This window comes from Flavobacterium sp. KKT103 (assembly GCF_055640565.1).
In genome coordinates this window covers 2,431,324-2,450,804 of sequence record NZ_CM145766.1, presented here as the reverse complement: position 1 = coordinate 2,450,804, position 19,481 = coordinate 2,431,324, and the positions used below count along the sequence as shown (strand labels likewise).

The following is a 19,481-nucleotide window of genomic DNA, read 5'->3' as shown; positions in this document are numbered from 1 at the left end:
ACTTAAAATCAGACTTCCAATGAAAAACACAATTAAATCGCTAGTTTTTTGCGCGCTATTAAGCGCAATGAGTGCCAATGCACAATGGTCAAACAGCTCTAAAGTTAAAGGAAATGGCAAAGTCGTTAGCGAGAAACGAACTACTGCTTCCTATGATGAAATTAAAATAGGTGGGGCATTTGATGTTGAACTAATTGCAGGAAAAGAAGGTGAAATTAGTTTAAAAGGAGAAGAAAACTTACTCCCTTTAATAATTGTCGAAGTCGAAGGAAATGTTCTAAAAATTTATCCAAAGAAGAATATTAATATAAGTTCCACTTCTGGAAAAGCTATCGTTGTAACAGTACCTTTTGAGAGTATTTCAGATGTTTCTTTAGGTGGATCAGGTAGTATAATTGGAAAAAGCATCATTAAAGCTGATCGTTTTAATGCTAAATTATCTGGATCGGGAGACATCGTGTTACTAATAGATGCTCAAGATACTATGGCAGCTATTAGTGGCTCAGGAGATATTACCTTAAAAGGAAAGGCATCTAATTATGAATGTAAATTATCTGGATCAGGAGACATTAATTCCTATGAATTAGAGACAGTTAATTGTAATGCAGCCATGTCAGGATCAGGAAATATTAGAGTTAACTGTACTGATACTTTAACGGCAAGAATCTCAGGTTCTGGGGATATTGAATATAAAGGCAATCCAAAAACGAAAGACACTAAAGTAAGTGGTTCAGGCCGAATTTCTAAGAAATAAAGCTGTTGCGTTATCAAATAAAAAAGCTGTTTTTAAGAATTCTTAAAAACAGCTTTTTTAGTATTCTTCTATTTCTTTTTTTCTTTAATCATACTAAGTACTATAAATCCTAGTAAGAAAAAAACCGCCAAAATAAAGAAAGAATTTCGCATGGAATTGGTAATCGCTCCAACAAAACCAAAAATAAAGGTTCCAAATACGATAGCTACCTTTTCAGTGACATCAAAAAAACTAAAGTAGGTAGCATGATCCTCAGTCTCCGGTAATAATTTAGAATAAGTGGAACGGGACAAGGATTGAATAGCGCCAAGGACCATTCCAATCGATCCGCCTAAAGCATAAAACTGAAGATCAATATATTCACTTTTAGCATCTAAAAGATAAGCAGCAACGCAAATTCCGCCCCAAATAATTATCGTAATTTTCAATGTCTTGATATTTCCAATTTTTTCAGACAACCTAGAGAACGCAAAAGCACCAAAAATAGCCACTAAATTAATTAATAAAATAATTGTAATTAATTTACTAGTGTCTATCCCTAACTCCTTTTTACCATACAAACCCGCTAACAAAATAACGGTTTGAACACCAATGCTGTACAGAAAAAAAGCCGTTAAGAATTGCTTTAAAACTTTTAACTCTGTCAAACTTTTAAAAACAATTACAAGTTCTTTAAACCCTTTAAAAATATAATCTTTTTCAGGTTTTTTATGAAAAACATTGTTTGGCAAATAATAAAAAGTAATTTGAGCGAAACCTATCCACCAAATTCCTACCGCTAAAAAGGATATTCTTGCCGGTAAGGAGCTATCAGTGATCCCAAATAAATCGGGTTTCATTACCATAGCTAGACTGAAAACTAACAAAATTAAAGATCCAAAATAACCGTACATAAATCCTTTGGCACTTACTCGATCGTGCTGCTCAGGAGGAGCTACTTCAGGCAAATAAGAATTATAAAATACAATACTTCCCCAAAAACCAATACTAGCCATAATAGTTCCTACAATCCCTATCCATAATGTTTCTTGACCCGTAAAAAAGAATAAAGCCATTACAGACAAAGAACCTAGATAGCAAAAAAACTGCAGAAACTTTTTCTTATTTCCAGTATAATCGGCTATTCCAGAGAGAATAGGAGATAATATTGCTACAATTAAAAAGGAGAAAGACAAAGAATAGGATAATAAAGTAGAATTATTAAAATCGACTCCTAAAAACCGTACTATACCGTTGTTGTCACTAGTGACAGCATCATAATATATTGGAAAAACTGCTGTGGCGATCACTAGACTATAGACAGAGTTTGCCCAATCGTAAAAAGCCCAAGCATTTATTAATTTTGAATCACCTTTTTGTAAAGCTTTCATAAAATATTTTTTAACGAATTTATCTCTTTTATTTTAGGAAAGTACGTTTTTTGAAAAAATTAAATTTTGGACATAAAAAAAGCCATTTCTACTTTAGAAATGGCTTGATACTACTTTACTACATATTATTTAAATACAACACCGAATTTAGCAGCTGTTGCTTTTGCTTCAGGAATCATAGCTTTTATATTTGCAATTCTGGTTGCATCTGAAGGGTGCGTACTCATAAATTCTGGTTGCGCAGCTCCCCCTGAATTAGCCGACATTCTTGTCCAAAATGAAATCGCTTCCTCAGGATTATAACCCGCAATAGCCATTAAAGTTAAACCTATTTTATCAGCCTCACTCTCATTGCTTCTGCTAAAAGGTAACATAACTCCATATTGAGAAGTTAAACCATAAGCAGTACTAAATGCTTGTTGTGTACTTTGACTTTTCCCCGCTGTAGCAGCAGAAACCCCTAATCCAATGTATTCTTGAAGTTGAGCATAACTCATACGTTGCGCACCATGATTGGCTAGAGCATGAGAAACTTCATGTCCCATTACTGTTGCTAATCCTGCATCATCTTTTGTGATGGGTAATATACCTGAGTAAACAACAATTTTACCACCTGGCATACACCAAGCATTAACGTCGGGACTTTGTACTAACTTATATTCCCATTGGTATCCTTTCAAATATTCTGTTTGTCCTATAGAAGCTAAATAGCGTTCAGCAGCAGCTTTAATTTTAATACCTACAGACTCTACTCTTTTCGCATCAGTAGTACCTGAAATAACTTTGTTTTCCTGTAAAAAAGTACCGTACTGTTGAAATGAAGTTGGGAAAAGTTCATCGTTTGATACTAGATTTAAAGCTTTCTTTCCTGTTAGTGGATTCACCGCGCAAGAGGCTAAAAGTCCTAAGGCACATACTCCTGCTAGAATTGTATAATTTTTCATGATATTTATTTTATATTTTAACAAAAATACGATTATTATTATTTTGAGAATTATAAAATTAGGAGTATTTGTTATGACATTTGGGGAAGCTGTAGTTCAAGCACTTAAAAAGCGAAATGACAAATAACAAAATAATTTGCAATTTCAGCAAAAAACCCTTCATTTATTAACTCAAAACCTCATTTGAACTAACCTAATTTTCGGTTTTCTTGGATCTATTTACTGTATTTGAGTACTATAACTGCCAAAGGAGGAAGTTCTAATGCTATCGAAAAATCGCGACCATCATAAGGTGAGGCTTCTGCTTTCAATTTTTTTCCGTTTTCCACATTACTACCTTCATATGACTTACCATCACTATTAAATATTTCTTGTAGTTTTCCTTTGCGAGGCAAGCCAATTTTGTAATTTGAACGAACCACTTGTGTAAAATTGCAAATAACTATTAAGTCATTTTCTGTTTTTACTCCTTTTCGTATGTATGCAAGGACTGCATTTTGATGGTCAGAGTAGTTGATCCACTCAAATCCTTCAGAACTAAATTGGTTTTCATATAATGCGGGTTGTTTTTTATAGAGTGCATTCAAATCTGTTATAACTTTCTTTACGCCCTGATGATATGGGTTTTCTAATAAATGCCAATCTAAACTTTCCTGAAAATTCCATTCCTTTATTTGACCAAATTCACTACCCATAAAAAGCAACTTTGTTCCCGGATGTGTAAACATATAAGAGTACAAAAGTCTGAGATTAGCAAATTTTTGCCATTCATCTCCTGGCATTTTATCAGCAAGCGATTTTTTACCGTAAACTACCTCGTCATGAGAAAGCGGTAACATGAAATTTTCTGCATAAGTATAAGTCATCGAAAAAGTCAAATCATTTTGATGGTACTTTCTATATACAGTCTCTTTTTGAAAATATTGCAAAGTATCGTGCATCCATCCCATCATCCATTTCATTCCAAAACCCAAACCTCCTATTGAAGTCGGTCGGGAAACCATTGGAAATGAAGTACTTTCTTCTGCAATAGTTTGAACGCCCTCATAATTGGAATAGACAGCTTCATTAAATTCTTTTAAGAAACTAATGGTGTCTAAATTTTCTTTACCTCCATAAATATTAGGTTCCCATTCTCCATCATTTCTAGAATAGTCTAAATATAACATCGAAGCTACTGCATCCACTCTTAAACCGTCTGCATGATAATGGTGCAACCAAAACAATGCATTACTAATTAAAAAAGAACGTACCTCGTTTCGACCGTAATTAAACACCAAACTTTTCCAATCAGGATGGTACCCTTTTCTTCGATCCGGATGTTCATATAAACTAGATCCATCAAAATAACCCAATCCATGCGCATCATCAGGAAAATGAGAAGGCACCCAATCTAAAATTACGCCAATTCCCGCTTGATGCAGTTTATCGACTAAAAACATAAAATCTTGCGGAGTTCCAAATCGGGATGTAGGGGCAAAATAACCAACTAATTGGTAACCCCATGAAGGATCATAAGGATACTCCATGATAGGCATAAACTCTACATGGGTAAAACCGGTTTCTACAACATAGTTAACCAAATCATCAGCAAATTCTTTGTAAGACAAAAAACTATTGTCACTACTGTGTCTCTTCCACGAACCTATATGTACTTCATAAACAGAGTATGGTTTATCAAGTCCATTGAAGTCTTTACGTGATTTCATCCATTTCGCATCTTTCCACTTGTGGTCTAAGTCCCAAACAACAGAAGCTGTATTGGGCGGTTGTTCGCAATAAAAGGCAAAAGGATCGGCCTTTTCAGTACTTACACCCGCAATTGTTGATTGAATTTTATATTTGTACACCGTTCCTTTTTCTAAATTCGGAATAAAACCTTCCCAAATTCCTGAAGAATCCCAACGTACTTCAAGCTGATGTTCTCCTTGGTTCCAAAAATTAAAATCACCAATAACAGAAACCGAATGAGCAGTAGGTGCCCATACAGCAAAGTATACACCATGCACTCCATTCACTTCAATCAAATGTGCCCCTAGCTTTTCATACAGTCTAAAATGTTTTCCTGCTTTGAATAAATCGATATCAAAATCAGTAAAAAGGGAATGCGAAATAACTTTGGTCATAATATAATTGTGTAATTCTAAAGCTGAGTTTAGAACATTAGTTGATCGTTCACAGGAAATGGTTTTATCCTATTTGATAATTATTTGGTACAATTGCTCCTTTTTTAATCACTACAATACCATCTTTGATAGAATAGAGATCAGTGGAAGCGTCCTCAAGATGCTTGCCTCCATTTATATGAACATCATTACCTATACGGCAGTTTTTATCTACTAGTGCATTGCTAATAAAACATCTTTCGCCAATTCCTACTAGTATTTGCCCACTCTTGCAGTCGGTTTCCATATCATCTAAACTTTGATAATAATCATTACCCATGACATAGGAGTTCTGAATTACAGTACCCTCGCCTATTCTTGCTCGAATACCAATTACAGATCCTTTAATTTCTTTAGCGTTTATGATACAACCTTCAGACAGTATGGACTTATCTACAATTGTTTTATTAAATTTAGAAGGAGGAAGTAACCTTGGTCTTGTAAAAATTTTATTATCGTTATCAAACAAATTAAATTTTGGGACGTCATCTGTTAAACCAATATTTGCTTCGAAAAAAGAGTCAATATTTCCTATATCTGTCCAATAGCCTTCATACTGATAACTTAGAATTTTTTTGTTTCCAACTGCTTGTGGAATAATTTCTTTCCCAAAATCTTTTGTCTTTGGATTAGACATTAAGTCAACCAAAAGCTTTCTGTTGAAAATATAAATTCCCATCGAGGCTAGGTAATGTTTACCCTCTGCTTTCATTTGGTCACTTACATCTGATTCCCATTCCGGTAATAATTCTTTGGCTGGTTTCTCAATGAATGACTCGATATAATTTTCACTATTTGTTTTTAAAATTCCAAATTCAGGAGCATCCTTCGCATTAACAGGCAAAGTTGCAATTGAAATATCAGCATTGCTTTTGATGTGTTCTTCAAGCATGTGGTTAAAATCCATTTGATACAACTGATCGCCTGATAAAATCAATGCGTATTCAAAATCATGATTTAAAAAATGAGGCATACACTGTCTAACAGCATCAGCGGTTCCTTGAAACCAAGTAGGATTATCAGGAGTTTGCTCAGCAGCTAAAATATCAACAAAAGCTTGACTAAAAGCATTAAAAGTATAAGTGTTCTTTATGTGTGCATTTAGAGAAGCAGAGTTAAATTGCGTCAATACAAATATTCTTTTGATATCAGAATTCATGCAATTAGAAATAGGAATATCTACCAATCTATATTTTCCTGCTATGGGAACGGCCGGTTTTGATCGAGTAGCTGTTAATGGATACAAACGGGAACCTTGACCCCCACCTAGAATAATTGAAATTATGTTGTTCTTATTTGATTTCATATTTTACTTATTATTAAATTGTACATCTCTAAATATTCTTGGCAAACGCGCTCCCAGGAATGATCTATATTCATCCCAAATTTTCTAATTTTATTTAAATTCGTTTTATCATTGTATAGACTGACTGCGCGACCAATGGAATAACAAATATCGCCAACAGATGATTGATCATGACAAATTCCGTTTCCATTATCTCCAAAATCTATAACCGTATCCTGAAGTCCTCCGGTTCGCCTAACGATAGGAACAGTGCCATATCGAAGTGAATACATTTGATTTAATCCACAAGGTTCAACCCGTGAAGGCATTAGTAAAAAATCAGCACCAGCATAAATTAAATGAGCCAGCTCTTCGTTGTAACCTATAAAAGTATTGTAGTTTCCTTTGTAGTCTCCTAATAAGCTATTTAACTGATTTTCGATTAAGGTATTTCCTGAACCCAAAATTAATATGTTGATTTGCTTATAATTTTCTGACAATGCCAGTGCTGCTGCATGAGGTAGCAAGTCACCACCTTTTTCATCAAGTAGCCTTCCTATAAAACTAAATAAAGGCTTAGAAGGGTCTAAATTAAATAATGAACAAAGTACTTCCTTGTTTAGTTGCTTGCCTTTTTCAAAATTTTTAATTGAGTAGTTTTTCTCTAGCATTTTATCAGTAGCAGGATCCCAAACTTCAGTATCAATGCCATTCAGAATACCTCTTGATTTATAACGAACAAGATTAAAAAGGGATTCCAAGCCATTTGCCGAAAAGTTAATTTCGTTTAGATAATTGGGTGACACAGTGGTAACGGCCCAGGCACACTTTACAGCTACAGCTAAAGAATTGATACAATTATCCCATTCTAGAACATTAACATGAGCTAAATCAAATTCTGGAATATACTGCAATTTATCAAAACCAAATTGCCCCTGATATAGACCATTATGAATGGTAATCATTGACGGAACATTCTTCAACTTACCATACTTGTAACAATAAAGCATCATAAAAGGAATAAGTCCTGTATGGTGATCATGACAATTAATAACTGAAGGCATTTCTTCGCGACCAATAATCCAATCTAATGCTGCGATCTGAAAAGCTAAAAAACGTTCAATATCATCTTTGTAACCGTAAACATTGGGTCGATCAAATAATTCTTTAATTTCAATTAGATAAAGTTCAAAACCGAGCTTGTCTGTTTTTTCCTTTAAAACGTTAAAGGGAAAATTAAATTTACCCAATTTGACAAATCCCCAATGAACACATTCAAATTCATTTTCATTCCTGAATTTAGATTCATAACACGGAATAACAACTCTAGCAAGTTCGCCAGCTTTAGTTTGGTATTTAGGCAAGGCCCCAACTACATCGGCAAGGCCACCTACTTTAGCTACAGGGTAACACTCTGCGCTGATGTGAAATATTTCCATTTATATTTTTATCTTTTCACTACTAATTAATAAGCTAAATTCGCATCTCGTAAAACAATAGAGAAGTGAGAAACAATTACTATCAAAAACCTATTAAATATCGTACTTTTATGTTTTTCTAAATTTAGTAAAAAATTCAGAGATAATAAGCCTAAATACAAATTTATTAAAATGACAAAAAAAGCAACGGATAGCAAACAAATAACAGAAATACCAAAGTTTATCATCATGACTGGTAAATTTTTCGCATTTATATCCCCAAAACTAGCCACTTTATATATTGCTAAATTATTTACAACACCCATTAAACATAAAATTCCGAAGCGCGAACAAAATATGGACAATACAAGTGTCCAAAAAGTAGTTAGTGTTCCCGATATTAATAAAGAAATTGTTGTGTATACCTATGGGACAAGCCCAAAGAAAATGCTGCTTGTACATGGCTGGTCTGGACGAGGTACACAACTATTTAAAATAGCGGATGAACTGGTGAAAAACGGATTCTCTACCGTAAGCTTTGATGCGCCAGGCCACGGTAAATCCCCTGGAAACAATAGCATTATGGTTGACTTTATAGCCTCAATCCATGAAATAAACAGATTATACGGTCCGTTTGAAAGTGCAATTGGACATTCATTAGGCGGAATGTCAGTCCTTAATGCAATTAAACAAGGACTAAAAGTAAAAAATGCAACGATTATAGGAAGCGGAGATATTGTACAAGACATTATAGATGATTTTACAGCCAAACTCCAACTACCTCCTAAATATGCCACTAAATTGAGAGCTCATTTTGAAAAGAAGTACAAAGAGAATATGGGCGACTTTTCAGCATTTAAAGCAGCACAAACCACTGATATTCCTGTTTTAGTAATACACGATAATCAAGATTTCGAAGTACCTGTTACAGCAGGAATACATATTTACGAAAATTTAAAAGCAGGAGAACTAATGCTTACTGAATCTTTAGGACACAGAAAAATATTAGGCAATGAGAAAGTAATAGAAAAAGTGATTAACTTTACTTTGAAAAATAATTAAAATACAAGAACTAATGGAATTCCCTTTACATAAAACCGAAGAACAATGGAAAGAAGAACTAGGAGAGGATCGTTACCATATATTAAGAAAAAAAGGAACGGAATACCCTCATACTGGCGCATATAACCTACATTATGAGAAAGGTACCTACTGTTGTGGTGGATGTGCTGAACCATTATTCGAAAGCAATTCTAAATTTGATGCTCATTGTGGATGGCCATCATTTGATGATGCGATTCCTGGAAAAGTAAAAAATGTTTTAGATAAAACGCATGGTATGATTCGAACTGAAATAGTGTGTGCGAATTGTGGAGGTCATTTAGGACATGTTTTTAATGATGGACCTACCAAAACAGGAGAACGCTACTGTGTAAATAGTTTATCTATTGATTTTAAAGAAGGTTAAAAGTCATTATTTACAAAAACAGAAATATTTTATTAAGCATTTTAACCACATATATTACGCTCTATTTAAAAACCCTTTGTTCAAATACTTATGATTTGAATAAAGGGTTTTTATTGTAAATAAAACAATTCTTATTAGTTAATTATTAGAATCCTAACCTAAAAAAGCCTTTTTAAAACTAGGTTTAACTCTACTATTGGAAGCTTGCTCAAAGGCATATGCAAAACCTATTAATTCCGGCTCAGTAAATGGTTTACCAAAGAATGAAAATCCAACTGGCAAATCATACACGGTACCACAAGGAACAGTGATATGCGGAAAACCACTAATAGCAGCTGGTGAGGTTAAAAACACATCACCCCATCGATCTCCATATATCATATCGATACTACAAGCGGGCCCCATTGTTAATCCGCTAATAGCATCTAACTTGTTTTCATCAATAACTTTATTTAAAATCTCAATAGCTTTAAAATGACTGTTTTTAAGTGCCTCTTTGTATTTTGCATCTGCTAAGTCTCCTTTTTCATTTGAACTTACCAATGTTTCTTGTTTAAAATAAGGCATGGCTTTATCCTCGTTTTTCAAATTAAAATCAATTACGTCTTTTAAAGACTTAACTTTAATATCCGATTTTTTTAAATAACTATTGACACCTTCTTTAAACTCAAACTGCATCACTTCAAATTCTGCCGCTCCCAATTCATTAATAGCATCTAAATAATCAATTTCTACAACTGTACCACCTAAACTTCTAATCAAGTCAATAGATTTTTTTTGCAAAGCGTGCATAAACTGATTAGCACCTTGTTGCTTCTTCTCTACACCTATCCTTTTTCCTGACAAAAAGTTCTTATCTAAATATTTAACATACTCATTCTCTTGCCTTTGCTTACTTCCTATTGTACTTTTATCGTTATTGTCAATACCCGCCAAAACTCCTAATAAAATAGCTGCATCTTGCACAGTTCGGGCCATAGGTCCTGCAGTATCCTGAGTCGACGAAATAGGTATAATCCCACTTCTACTCACCAAACCTATTGTTGGTTTAATCCCCACTACACCACTTACAGATGATGGGCAAACAACAGAACCATCTGTTTCAGTACCCACTGAAACTGTACATAAATTAGCTGAAACAGCAACACCTGAACCTGCACTTGAACCACACGGATTGTGGTCTAAGATATAAGGGTTTTTCGTTTGTCCACCTCTACTACTCCAACCTGAACAAGAACTAGTAGACCTAAAATTTGCCCATTCGCTCAAGTTTGTTTTACCTAAAATAATAGCTCCAGCAGCTCTTAATTTCTTTACTATGTAAGCATCATCTTTAGCAATATTCCCTTCTAAGGCTAATGCGCCAGCGGTAGTTTGCATTTGATCAGCAGTATCAATATTATCTTTAATAAGAACAGGAATCCCATGAAGCAACCCTCTTGATTTACCATCTTTCAATTCCATATCAAGTTTTTTGGCTAAGTTCAAAGCATCAGGATTAACCTCAATTAAAGCGTTTAATGCAGGTCCTTTTTTATCTATTTCTTCAATTCGCTTTAAGTACAATTCCACCAACTTCTCAGACGTATATTCACCCGACTTTAATTTGGCACTCAAGCTAGATATCGTTTCTTCATCTAAAACAAAATCGTCTATACCTTCCTCTTTTAAACCGTCTTCCCCTGTTTTTTCCTTATTAGAACAACTTGACACTAAAAAAGTTCCTATTCCAGCTGTTGCCAAAGTAGCAGTCGTTAAAAATGACCGTCTTTCCATAAAAATTGATTTAAAAATTAATTTCTTAAATTTATATAAATACTTTGAACTACAAAAGTAAAACAGAAGATTATCCTTAGCTTCATTCAAATAATAAAACTCCAATTAAAACCATTAAATACAATAAGTACCGAATAATTAATAGTCAACAACACATTTTGTAACTGAAAATACAACAAGAATTCACCACCGTATATTTAAAGAATGATAGTAACTTTTTAGTAATATACTTTATTTTTAAAAATGAAAGTCGAAAAATAGCTAAGACTACAGGAATTAAGAGGGAAAATCGATAGAAAATTAGAAGTAAACAGATTTAAATACAAGAAATTATGGCCTGCCGCTACTTCCACTACGTTCCAGTACCGTCGGGCTATTCGTTACAATCTTTTTTGCGGCTAAAAAAGCCTCAAAAAAGGATTTTGGATCAGGAACAAAACCTGGGGAGGGATTTAATAAAAATATAGATATTTACAGAGTAAAACAATAACAAATGGATTCTGTCGAACTTTTAAAATTTGTTCTTCCCGATTTTCTAGTAGATAACTTTGAAATAGTTTCTGCTCTCAATTCTGAGGAAAACCTACATCTCTATTTTGAAGAAAAATCAAAACCTCCCAAAGAGTTTGATTCTTTAGAATTAGTATCCAAAGGGTTTTTGGATGAAATCACAATTCAGGATTTCCCGCTAAGGGGTAAATTTGTTTTCTTACACATTAAACGTCGTCGTTGGACAAATAAAACCAATGGCGAGATTGTTAAAAGAGATTGGCAGTTAGTTGCCAAGGGAACACGTATGACGCAAGAGTTTGCGACTTTTTTAAAAGAAATTAATAGATAATACCGCTATTAATTGTAACACTATTGGAGGGTTCTTTGGTGTTGATGGTAAAAAACTTCAAAGACAGTATAAAAATCACTTAAGTTCTTTTAATACTTGGGAACCTAGAAAACATGCCCATAACTGGATTATCTACCCCGAAAACATAGGTATTCACCTCGCTATAGACGAAGTTGCCTTATCCCAAGGAGAACTTTATACTATTGTCACCAATAAAAAAGCCAAAGGCAAAAAAGGATCATTAGTGGCTATTGTTGCTGGCACTAAAACAGAACAGGTAATTGAACAAGTCAGTAAAATCGACTTAAAAAAAAGACAAGAAGTTGTAGAAATCACTCTTGATATGGCAAATTCCATGAAGTTGATAGCTAAAAAATGTTTTCCAAAAGCCATACAAGTAACGGATCGCTTTCATGTACAGAAATTAGCCTTAGAGGCTTTACAAGAAATCAGAATCAAGTACCGTTGGGAAGCAATGGATAGAGAGAATCAGGCGATACTAAATGCTAAATCCCAAAACAAAACATACACTCCACAACTCTTAAACAATGGTGAAACCGTAAAACAGTTATTAGCCAGAAGTCGCTATTTACTATATAAATCAAGAGAAAAGTGGACTAACAGCCAAGTAGAAAGAGCACAGCTTCTTTTTGAAATCTATCCTGATTTAAAAACAGCATATATTTTGTCTCAGCAACTAAGAGCCATATACAACAGTAACAACGATCAAAATATTGCTATGCTAAAATTAGCGCATTGGTATAGAAAAGTAGAAGAATCGGGATTTAAAAACTTCAATATTGTACTTAATACGATAACAATTAACTATCAATCAATTTTAAATTACTTTGACAATCGTAGTACAAATGCTTCAGCAGAATCCTTCAATGCAAAAATAAAGGCATTTAGATCTCAATTTAGAGGAGTTAGAAAAATTGATTTCTTCTTATTTAGATTATCTAATCTTTTTGCTTAATCCCCAACTTTTGATCTTGATCCGAACCAAGCCGCTGTTTCAGTACGAAACAACTATAAAACAAAAAACCCTGATTCGATAGAATCAGGGTTTTTAAAAAGAAAGGCGACGACATACTCTCCCACATAACTGCAGTACCATCTGCGCAGGCGGGCTTAACTACTCTGTTCGGGATGGGAAGAGGTGAGCCCCGCCGCAATAACCACCTTAAGATTATTGTTTAAGGAGTTTAAGGTTTTTATAGTTTCAAGTTATACAACTTGTAACATTAAACTTCAAACTTTAAACGCAGCTTTGCTGCAATATCTTAACATACTGAGATAAAGAAAAAAGTATTAATCTTGACTTGCCCTGAGCGAAGTCGAAGGGAGAAAGTTTCTTCTCAGCCCTTTGTTCCCTCTTTGGGGGTTAGGGGGCTGAGAGGAGGTGTACATAAGCTTACGGATTATTAGTACTACTCGACTATGACATTACTGCCTTTACATCTATAGCCTATCAACGTGGTCATCTCCCACGATCCTTAAAAGAAATCTCATCTTATGGTGGGTTTCGCGCTTATATGCTTTCAGCGCTTATCCCTTCCCAACGTAGCTACTCTGCGGTGCCACTGGCGTGACAACAGATACACTAGAGGTTAGTCCAATTCGGTCCTCTCGTACTAGAATCAGATCCATTCAAATTTCTTGCGCCCACAGTAGATAGAGACCGAACTGTCTCACGACGTTCTGAACCCAGCTCGCGTGCCACTTTAATGGGCGAACAGCCCAACCCTTGGGACCTTCTCCAGCCCCAGGATGTGACGAGCCGACATCGAGGTGCCAAACCCCCCCGTCGATATGAGCTCTTGGGGGAGATCAGCCTGTTATCCCCGGCGTACCTTTTATCCTTTGAGCGATGGCCCTTCCATGCGGAACCACCGGATCACTATGCTCTACTTTCGTACCTGATCGACCTGTATGTCTCTCAGTCAAGCTCCCTTATGCCATTGCACTCTACGCACGGTTACCAAGCGTACTGAGGGAACCTTTAGAAGCCTCCGTTACTCTTTTGGAGGCGACCACCCCAGTCAAACTACCCACCAAGCAATGTCCCCCGCAATCGCGGGGTTAGGCCTCAGATAAACAAAGGGTTGTATTTCAACAATGACTCCACAACGCCTAGCGACGCCACTTCACAGTCTCCAACCTATCCTACACATCATTTATCCAAGGTCAATACTAAGCTATAGTAAAGGTGCACAGGGTCTTTTCGTCCCACTGCGGGTAAACGGCATCTTCACCGTTACTACAATTTCACCGAGCTCATGGCTGAGACAGTGTCCAGATCGTTACACCATTCGTGCAGGTCGGAACTTACCCGACAAGGAATTTCGCTACCTTAGGACCGTTATAGTTACGGCCGCCGTTTACTGGGGCTTCAATTCAATGCTTCTCCGAAGATAACATCTCCTCTTAACCTTCCAGCACCGGGCAGGTGTCAGGCCCTATACTTCATCTTACGATTTTGCAGAGCCCTGTGTTTTTGATAAACAGTCGCCTGGACCTCTTCACTGCGGCCAGCATTGCTGCTGGCGACCCTTCTCCCGAAGTTACGGGTCTATTTTGCCTAATTCCTTAGCCATGAATCTCTCGAGCACCTTAGAATTCTCATCTCGACTACCTGTGTCGGTTTGCGGTACGGGTACTATTAACCTGAAGTTTAGAGGTTTTTCTTGGAAGCCCTTAGGTGCACTATCTCTTTGTCCGAAGACGCCGAGTACTATCGTATTTCCCCAAAGCCCGTGGATTTGCCTGCGGGCCTTATAGGTAGGTACTTCAACGAACTATTCCGTCAGTTCGCGGCACTTTCATCACTCCGTCACCCCATCACAGTTAACAGTAGTACGGGAATATTAACCCGTTGTCCATCGACTGTCCCTTTCGGGTTCGCCTTAGGTCCCGACTAACCCACAGCTGATTAGCATAGCTGTGGAAACCTTAGTCTTTCGGTGTGCGGGTTTCTCGCCCGCATTATCGTTACTTATGCCTACATTTTCTTTTCTATCCAGTCCAGCATGCTTTACAACACACCTTCTACCCTGATAGAATGCTCCCCTACCACTTACAATAAATTGTAAATCCATAGCTTCGGTAATATACTTATGCCCGATTATTATCCATGCTCGTCCGCTCGACTAGTGAGCTGTTACGCACTCTTTAAATGAATGGCTGCTTCCAAGCCAACATCCTAGCTGTCTATGCAGACAAACCGCGTTCTTTCAACTTAGTATATATTTGGGGACCTTAGCTGATGGTCTGGGTTCTTTCCCTCTCGGACTTGGACCTTAGCACCCAAGCCCTCACTGTTAGTGAACATTATATAGCATTCGGAGTTTGTCAGGAATTGGTAGGCGGTGAAGCCCCCGCATCCAATCAGTAGCTCTACCTCTATATAACTTTATAACTAACGCTGCACCTAAATGCATTTCGGGGAGTACGAGCTATTTCCGAGTTTGATTGGCCTTTCACCCCTACCCACAGGTCATCCGAAGACTTTTCAACGTCAACCGGTTCGGACCTCCACACTGTGTTACCAGCGCTTCATCCTGCCCATGGGTAGATCACACGGTTTCGCGTCTAACACTACTGACTAAAGCGCCCTATTCAGACTCGCTTTCGCTACGGATCCGTGGCTTAACCACTTATCCTTGCCAGCAACGTTAACTCGTAGGCTCATTATGCAAAAGGCACGCCGTCACCCCACGAAAGGGCTCCGACCGCTTGTAAGCGTATGGTTTCAGGATCTATTTCACTCCGTTATTCACGGTTCTTTTCACCTTTCCCTCACGGTACTGGTTCACTATCGGTCTCTCAGGAGTATTTAGCCTTAGCGGATGGTCCCGCCAAATTCAGACAGGATTTCTCGTGTCCCGCCCTACTCAGGATACCACTATCCTTTACATTCATTACTTATACAGGGCTATCACCTTCTATGGCTCTACTTTCCAGTAGATTCTAATTCTTCATGCAAGAAATGTCGTGGTCCTACAACCCCAACATTGCCGTAACAACATTGGTTTGGGCTAATCCGCGTTCGCTCGCCACTACTTACGGAATCACTTTTGTTTTCTTCTCCTCCGCCTACTTAGATGTTTCAGTTCAGCGGGTTTGCCCACCCGTAGGTGTACTAGATCTTCAATCTAGTGGGTTGCCCCATTCAGGTATTTACGGATCATATTGTGTGTGCCAATCCCCGTAACTTTTCGCAGCTTATCACGCCTTTCATCGCCTCTGAGAGCCAAGGCATCCCCCATACGCCCTTATTTTGCTTATTGTACCAACATTCAGTTAAGAATGCCGTTCTTTCTACTTGCCTAATGATAAACAAGTAAAATGCTTTCTACTTTTTAATATTTTTCTTATCTCAATATGTCAATGAACTTTATTTAGTCTAAAATCGTAAAGTCAAATGTCTTAAAGTCTAGGACTTTGGACTATCGACTTTGGACTTTATGACCAAATTCGTGGAGAATAACGGAGTCGAACCGTTGACCTCCTGCGTGCAAGGCAGGCGCTCTAGCCAGCTGAGCTAATCCCCCATTTCATGAGTGACTAGTGAACAGTAATTAGTGACTAGCACTAATTTTTGTTGCTTTTCAACTCTAGAATTTCCTTATTTAAGGTAAATAGTTGTCTCGGACAGACTCGAACTGTCGACCCCTACATTATCAGTGTAGTACTCTAACCAGCTGAGCTACGAGACACTCTTATTCTTAAATTCTTTTATTCAATTTTTTATAAATTAACAGCAAGAGTAATAAAATCTTAAAACTAAAAAACCTTTAGCTCTTTTCGTCTTTTTCCCTAACGTGCTTTTCTTAAGTAGTAATTCATAAGTATTAAGTAATAAATACTTAATCCCTAATCCTTACAACTTCATACTTAGCTAACAATTAAGGCTCTAGAAAGGAGGTGTTCCAGCCGCACCTTCCGGTACGGCTACCTTGTTACGACTTAGCCCTAGTTACCAGTTTTACCCTAGGCAGCTCCTTGCGGTCACCGACTTCAGGCACCCCCAGCTTCCATGGCTTGACGGGCGGTGTGTACAAGGCCCGGGAACGTATTCACCGGATCATGGCTGATATCCGATTACTAGCGATTCCAGCTTCACGGAGTCGAGTTGCAGACTCCGATCCGAACTGAGAACGGTTTTGTAGATTCGCTCCTGGTTGCCCAGTGGCTGCTCTCTGTACCGTCCATTGTAGCACGTGTGTAGCCCAAGGCGTAAGGGCCGTGATGATTTGACGTCATCCCCACCTTCCTCACAGTTTACACTGGCAGTCTTGTTAGAGTTCCCGACTTGACTCGCTGGCAACTAACAACAGGGGTTGCGCTCGTTATAGGACTTAACCTGACACCTCACGGCACGAGCTGACGACAACCATGCAGCACCTTGTAAATTGTCTTGCGAAAAGTCTGTTTCCAAACCGGTCAATCTACATTTAAGCCTTGGTAAGGTTCCTCGCGTATCATCGAATTAAACCACATGCTCCACCGCTTGTGCGGGCCCCCGTCAATTCCTTTGAGTTTCAAACTTGCGTTCGTACTCCCCAGGTGGGATACTTATCACTTTCGCTTAGCCACTGAACTTGCGCCCAACAGCTAGTATCCATCGTTTACGGCGTGGACTACCAGGGTATCTAATCCTGTTCGCTACCCACGCTTTCGTCCATCAGCGTCAATATATTAGTAGTAACCTGCCTTCGCAATTGGTATTCCATGTAATCTCTAAGCATTTCACCGCTACACTACATATTCTAGTTACTTCCTAATAATTCAAGTCTAGCAGTATCAATGGCCGTTCCACCGTTGAGCGATGGGCTTTCACCACTGACTTACTAAACCGCCTACGGACCCTTTAAACCCAATGATTCCGGATAACGCTTGGATCCTCCGTATTACCGCGGCTGCTGGCACGGAGTTAGCCGATCCTTATTCTTACAGTACCGTCAAGACTCTACACGTAGAGTGGTTTCTTCCTGTATAAAAGCAGTTTACAATCCATAGGACCGTCATCCTGCACGCGGCATGGCTGGATCAGGCTTGCGCCCATTGTCCAATATTCCTCACTGCTGCCTCCCGTAGGAGTCTGGTCCGTGTCTCAGTACCAGTGTGGGGGATCTCCCTCTCAGGACCCCTACCCATCGTAGCCTTGGTAAGCCGTTACCTTACCAACTAGCTAATGGGACGCATGCTCATCTTTCACCGATAAATCTTTAATTATAAAGTGATGCCACTCTATAATACTATGAGGTATTAATCCAAATTTCTCTGGGCTATCCCTCTGTGAAAGGTAGATTGCATACGCGTTACGCACCCGTGCGCCGGTCTCTAGTTCCGAAGAACTATACCCCTCGACTTGCATGTGTTAAGCCTGCCGCTAGCGTTCATCCTGAGCCAGGATCAAACTCTTCATCGTATATTATTTGCTTATTACTAAGCTATTTATTTTTGACTGAAGATCTATCGGTTCATTTTTTAATCTCTCGATCTCATTACTCTTATTCTTTTGTTTCAAGATTTCTCTTAAAACGGCTGTCAATTCAATATGTCTACGAACGTGTGTATCTTTTTTTCCTCTCCTTGACTCACTGTGTGTGTCGCTGGAAGCGGGTGCAAAAGTAATAAACTCTTTTACTTCTCACAAGCTTTTTTGAAAATAATTTGAAAATAAATTTTCAACTCCCTTTTCGTTTGCTTGTCATTATGTTAAGAACTTTGTCGCTGTTGCGGGTGCAAAAGTAGTGAGTCTTTACCGTTAAACAATACTTTGCAACACACTTTTTTTAATCTTTTTTCTTCGCAAGTTTTAACGCATTGAAAAACAACATTGTTACAACTAGTGGAATTTTGGTGATTTTTGTATTTGTAGGAAAAAAGTAGATGGATAGGCGGGTTTTTTCTAGTGTTGGTGGTGTTTGGGTGCTGTTCGAACACGCATTTTATGTATGAGGTGATTTGTGTTTGGAACTATTGGCAGGGTGATTTAGCGGGTTTGCTGTTTTTGGTGTGTAATTTAGGTAACTGAGCTACTATATATGTAGGTTGTGATTGTGTTTAGAATTATTGGAACGCGGATGACGCGGATATAGCGGATTTATTGTTTTTGAAGTGTTTTGAATATGATTGCGTACATATATGTATGTATGCTGTGATTGTGTTTGGATACATTAGCACGCAGATTTCGCAGATTCTAGCAGATTTTATGACCATAGAAGGTTTCGTATATAATTACTTTACATATATGTACAGGTATATGTATAACGCAATTGTGTTTGGAAACATTGGCACTCGACATTGGAGGTTTGACTATTGAGGCGTGTTGTTAGGTTTTAATGGTGCTTTTTTCCTCCTATATATAAGGTAGAAAAGAAAACAAGGTAGGGAGAATAAATCAGCGTTGTTTAAATGGTAAATAGATCTTCTTGAAAACTAACACTACCCTA

11 protein-coding genes, 2 tRNA genes and 3 rRNA genes are annotated in these 19,481 nt (G+C 37.5%); 5 read left to right on the top strand and 11 right to left on the bottom strand.

What is annotated here, in order from left to right:
* The first annotated feature begins 19 nt into the window (after positions 1 to 19).
* Positions 20 to 754 (top strand): head GIN domain-containing protein, encoded by a 735-nt coding sequence (locus tag ACZ2G0_RS10460; RefSeq protein ID WP_470307592.1) that lies wholly within the window; start codon positions 20 to 22, stop codon positions 752 to 754.
* Between the two features lie 68 nt (positions 755 to 822).
* Here the strand turns inward: ACZ2G0_RS10460 and ACZ2G0_RS10455 are convergent, their stop codons facing one another.
* From ACZ2G0_RS10455 to ACZ2G0_RS10435, 5 genes are all read right to left on the bottom strand, one after another.
* A complete protein-coding gene (locus ACZ2G0_RS10455; protein WP_470307591.1) occupies positions 823 to 2,124 on the bottom strand; it encodes an MFS transporter in 1,302 nt (433 codons plus the stop codon).
* A gap of 125 nt (positions 2,125 to 2,249) precedes the next feature.
* Positions 2,250 to 3,068: a M48 family metallopeptidase gene (locus tag ACZ2G0_RS10450; protein WP_470307590.1), complete on the bottom strand. Its 819-nt coding sequence runs from the start codon at positions 3,066 to 3,068 to the stop codon at positions 2,250 to 2,252.
* 215 nt (positions 3,069 to 3,283) lie between these two features.
* Entirely contained in the window at positions 3,284 to 5,194 is a 1,911-nt protein-coding gene (glgB, locus tag ACZ2G0_RS10445) for a 1,4-alpha-glucan branching protein GlgB (RefSeq protein ID WP_470307589.1), read from the bottom strand.
* Between the two features lie 64 nt (positions 5,195 to 5,258).
* Entirely contained in the window at positions 5,259 to 6,539 is a 1,281-nt protein-coding gene (locus ACZ2G0_RS10440; RefSeq protein ID WP_470307588.1) for a glucose-1-phosphate adenylyltransferase, read from the bottom strand.
* A complete protein-coding gene (locus ACZ2G0_RS10435; RefSeq protein WP_470307587.1) occupies positions 6,536 to 7,957 on the bottom strand; it encodes a glycogen synthase in 1,422 nt (473 codons plus the stop codon). The genes ACZ2G0_RS10440 and ACZ2G0_RS10435 overlap by 4 nt, the downstream gene beginning before the upstream one ends.
* Before the next feature lie 171 nt (positions 7,958 to 8,128).
* Between ACZ2G0_RS10435 and ACZ2G0_RS10430 the strand changes: the two genes are divergently transcribed.
* Positions 8,129 to 8,998, top strand: coding sequence for an alpha/beta hydrolase (locus ACZ2G0_RS10430; RefSeq protein WP_470307586.1), 870 nt, complete (start codon positions 8,129 to 8,131; stop codon positions 8,996 to 8,998).
* Positions 8,999 to 9,011: 13 nt separating this feature from the next.
* The gene (gene msrB, locus ACZ2G0_RS10425; protein WP_470307585.1) at positions 9,012 to 9,404 is read left to right on the top strand and encodes a peptide-methionine (R)-S-oxide reductase MsrB; all 393 of its coding nucleotides are present in this window, start codon (positions 9,012 to 9,014) and stop codon (positions 9,402 to 9,404) included.
* Between the two features lie 153 nt (positions 9,405 to 9,557).
* Here the strand turns inward: msrB and ACZ2G0_RS10420 are convergent, their stop codons facing one another.
* Positions 9,558 to 11,180, bottom strand: a complete 1,623-nt coding sequence (locus tag ACZ2G0_RS10420; protein WP_470307584.1) for an amidase — start codon at positions 11,178 to 11,180, stop codon at positions 9,558 to 9,560.
* A gap of 493 nt (positions 11,181 to 11,673) precedes the next feature.
* Here ACZ2G0_RS10420 and ACZ2G0_RS10415 point away from each other — a divergent pair, with 493 nt between their 5' ends.
* Together ACZ2G0_RS10415 and ACZ2G0_RS10410 are read left to right on the top strand one after the other, a co-directional pair.
* On the top strand, positions 11,674 to 12,021 hold the full coding sequence (locus tag ACZ2G0_RS10415) for an ISAon1 family transposase N-terminal region protein (RefSeq protein ID WP_470307583.1): 348 nt from the start codon (positions 11,674 to 11,676) through the stop codon (positions 12,019 to 12,021).
* Positions 12,014 to 12,997: an ISAon1 family transposase gene (locus ACZ2G0_RS10410; RefSeq protein WP_470309823.1), complete on the top strand. Its 984-nt coding sequence runs from the start codon at positions 12,014 to 12,016 to the stop codon at positions 12,995 to 12,997. Before ACZ2G0_RS10415 ends, ACZ2G0_RS10410 begins: the two co-directional genes overlap by 8 nt.
* Before the next feature lie 100 nt (positions 12,998 to 13,097).
* On the opposite strand, the gene rrf is transcribed toward ACZ2G0_RS10410, so the two are convergent.
* From rrf to ACZ2G0_RS10385, 5 genes are all read right to left on the bottom strand, one after another.
* Positions 13,098 to 13,207 (bottom strand): 5S ribosomal RNA (gene rrf / locus ACZ2G0_RS10405).
* A gap of 218 nt (positions 13,208 to 13,425) precedes the next feature.
* Positions 13,426 to 16,310 (bottom strand): 23S ribosomal RNA (locus ACZ2G0_RS10400).
* 190 nt (positions 16,311 to 16,500) lie between these two features.
* Positions 16,501 to 16,574, bottom strand: a tRNA-Ala gene (locus tag ACZ2G0_RS10395).
* Between the two features lie 91 nt (positions 16,575 to 16,665).
* Positions 16,666 to 16,739, bottom strand: a tRNA-Ile gene (locus ACZ2G0_RS10390).
* A gap of 201 nt (positions 16,740 to 16,940) precedes the next feature.
* Positions 16,941 to 18,454: ribosomal RNA gene (locus ACZ2G0_RS10385) — 16S ribosomal RNA — on the bottom strand.
* Together the 16S, 23S and 5S rRNA genes with 2 tRNA genes alongside form the textbook arrangement of a ribosomal RNA operon.
* Positions 18,455 to 19,481: the final 1,027 nt, after the last annotated feature.

Excerpts from the sequence above, each read along its gene's own strand:
- ACZ2G0_RS10420 (WP_470307584.1), bottom strand. The coding sequence starts at position 11,180 with ATGGAAAGACGGTCATTTTTAACGACTGCTACTTTGGCAACAGCTGGA.
- ACZ2G0_RS10430 (WP_470307586.1), top strand. The coding sequence starts at position 8,129 with ATGACAAAAAAAGCAACGGATAGCAAACAAATAACAGAAATACCAAAG.
- ACZ2G0_RS10440 (WP_470307588.1), bottom strand. The coding sequence starts at position 6,539 with ATGAAATCAAATAAGAACAACATAATTTCAATTATTCTAGGTGGGGGT.
- ACZ2G0_RS10460 (WP_470307592.1), top strand. The coding sequence starts at position 20 with ATGAAAAACACAATTAAATCGCTAGTTTTTTGCGCGCTATTAAGCGCA.
- ACZ2G0_RS10415 (WP_470307583.1), top strand. The coding sequence starts at position 11,674 with ATGGATTCTGTCGAACTTTTAAAATTTGTTCTTCCCGATTTTCTAGTA.
- msrB (WP_470307585.1), top strand. The coding sequence starts at position 9,012 with ATGGAATTCCCTTTACATAAAACCGAAGAACAATGGAAAGAAGAACTA.
- ACZ2G0_RS10450 (WP_470307590.1), bottom strand. The coding sequence starts at position 3,068 with ATGAAAAATTATACAATTCTAGCAGGAGTATGTGCCTTAGGACTTTTA.
- glgB (WP_470307589.1), bottom strand. The coding sequence starts at position 5,194 with ATGACCAAAGTTATTTCGCATTCCCTTTTTACTGATTTTGATATCGAT.
- ACZ2G0_RS10455 (WP_470307591.1), bottom strand. The coding sequence starts at position 2,124 with ATGAAAGCTTTACAAAAAGGTGATTCAAAATTAATAAATGCTTGGGCT.
- ACZ2G0_RS10435 (WP_470307587.1), bottom strand. The coding sequence starts at position 7,957 with ATGGAAATATTTCACATCAGCGCAGAGTGTTACCCTGTAGCTAAAGTA.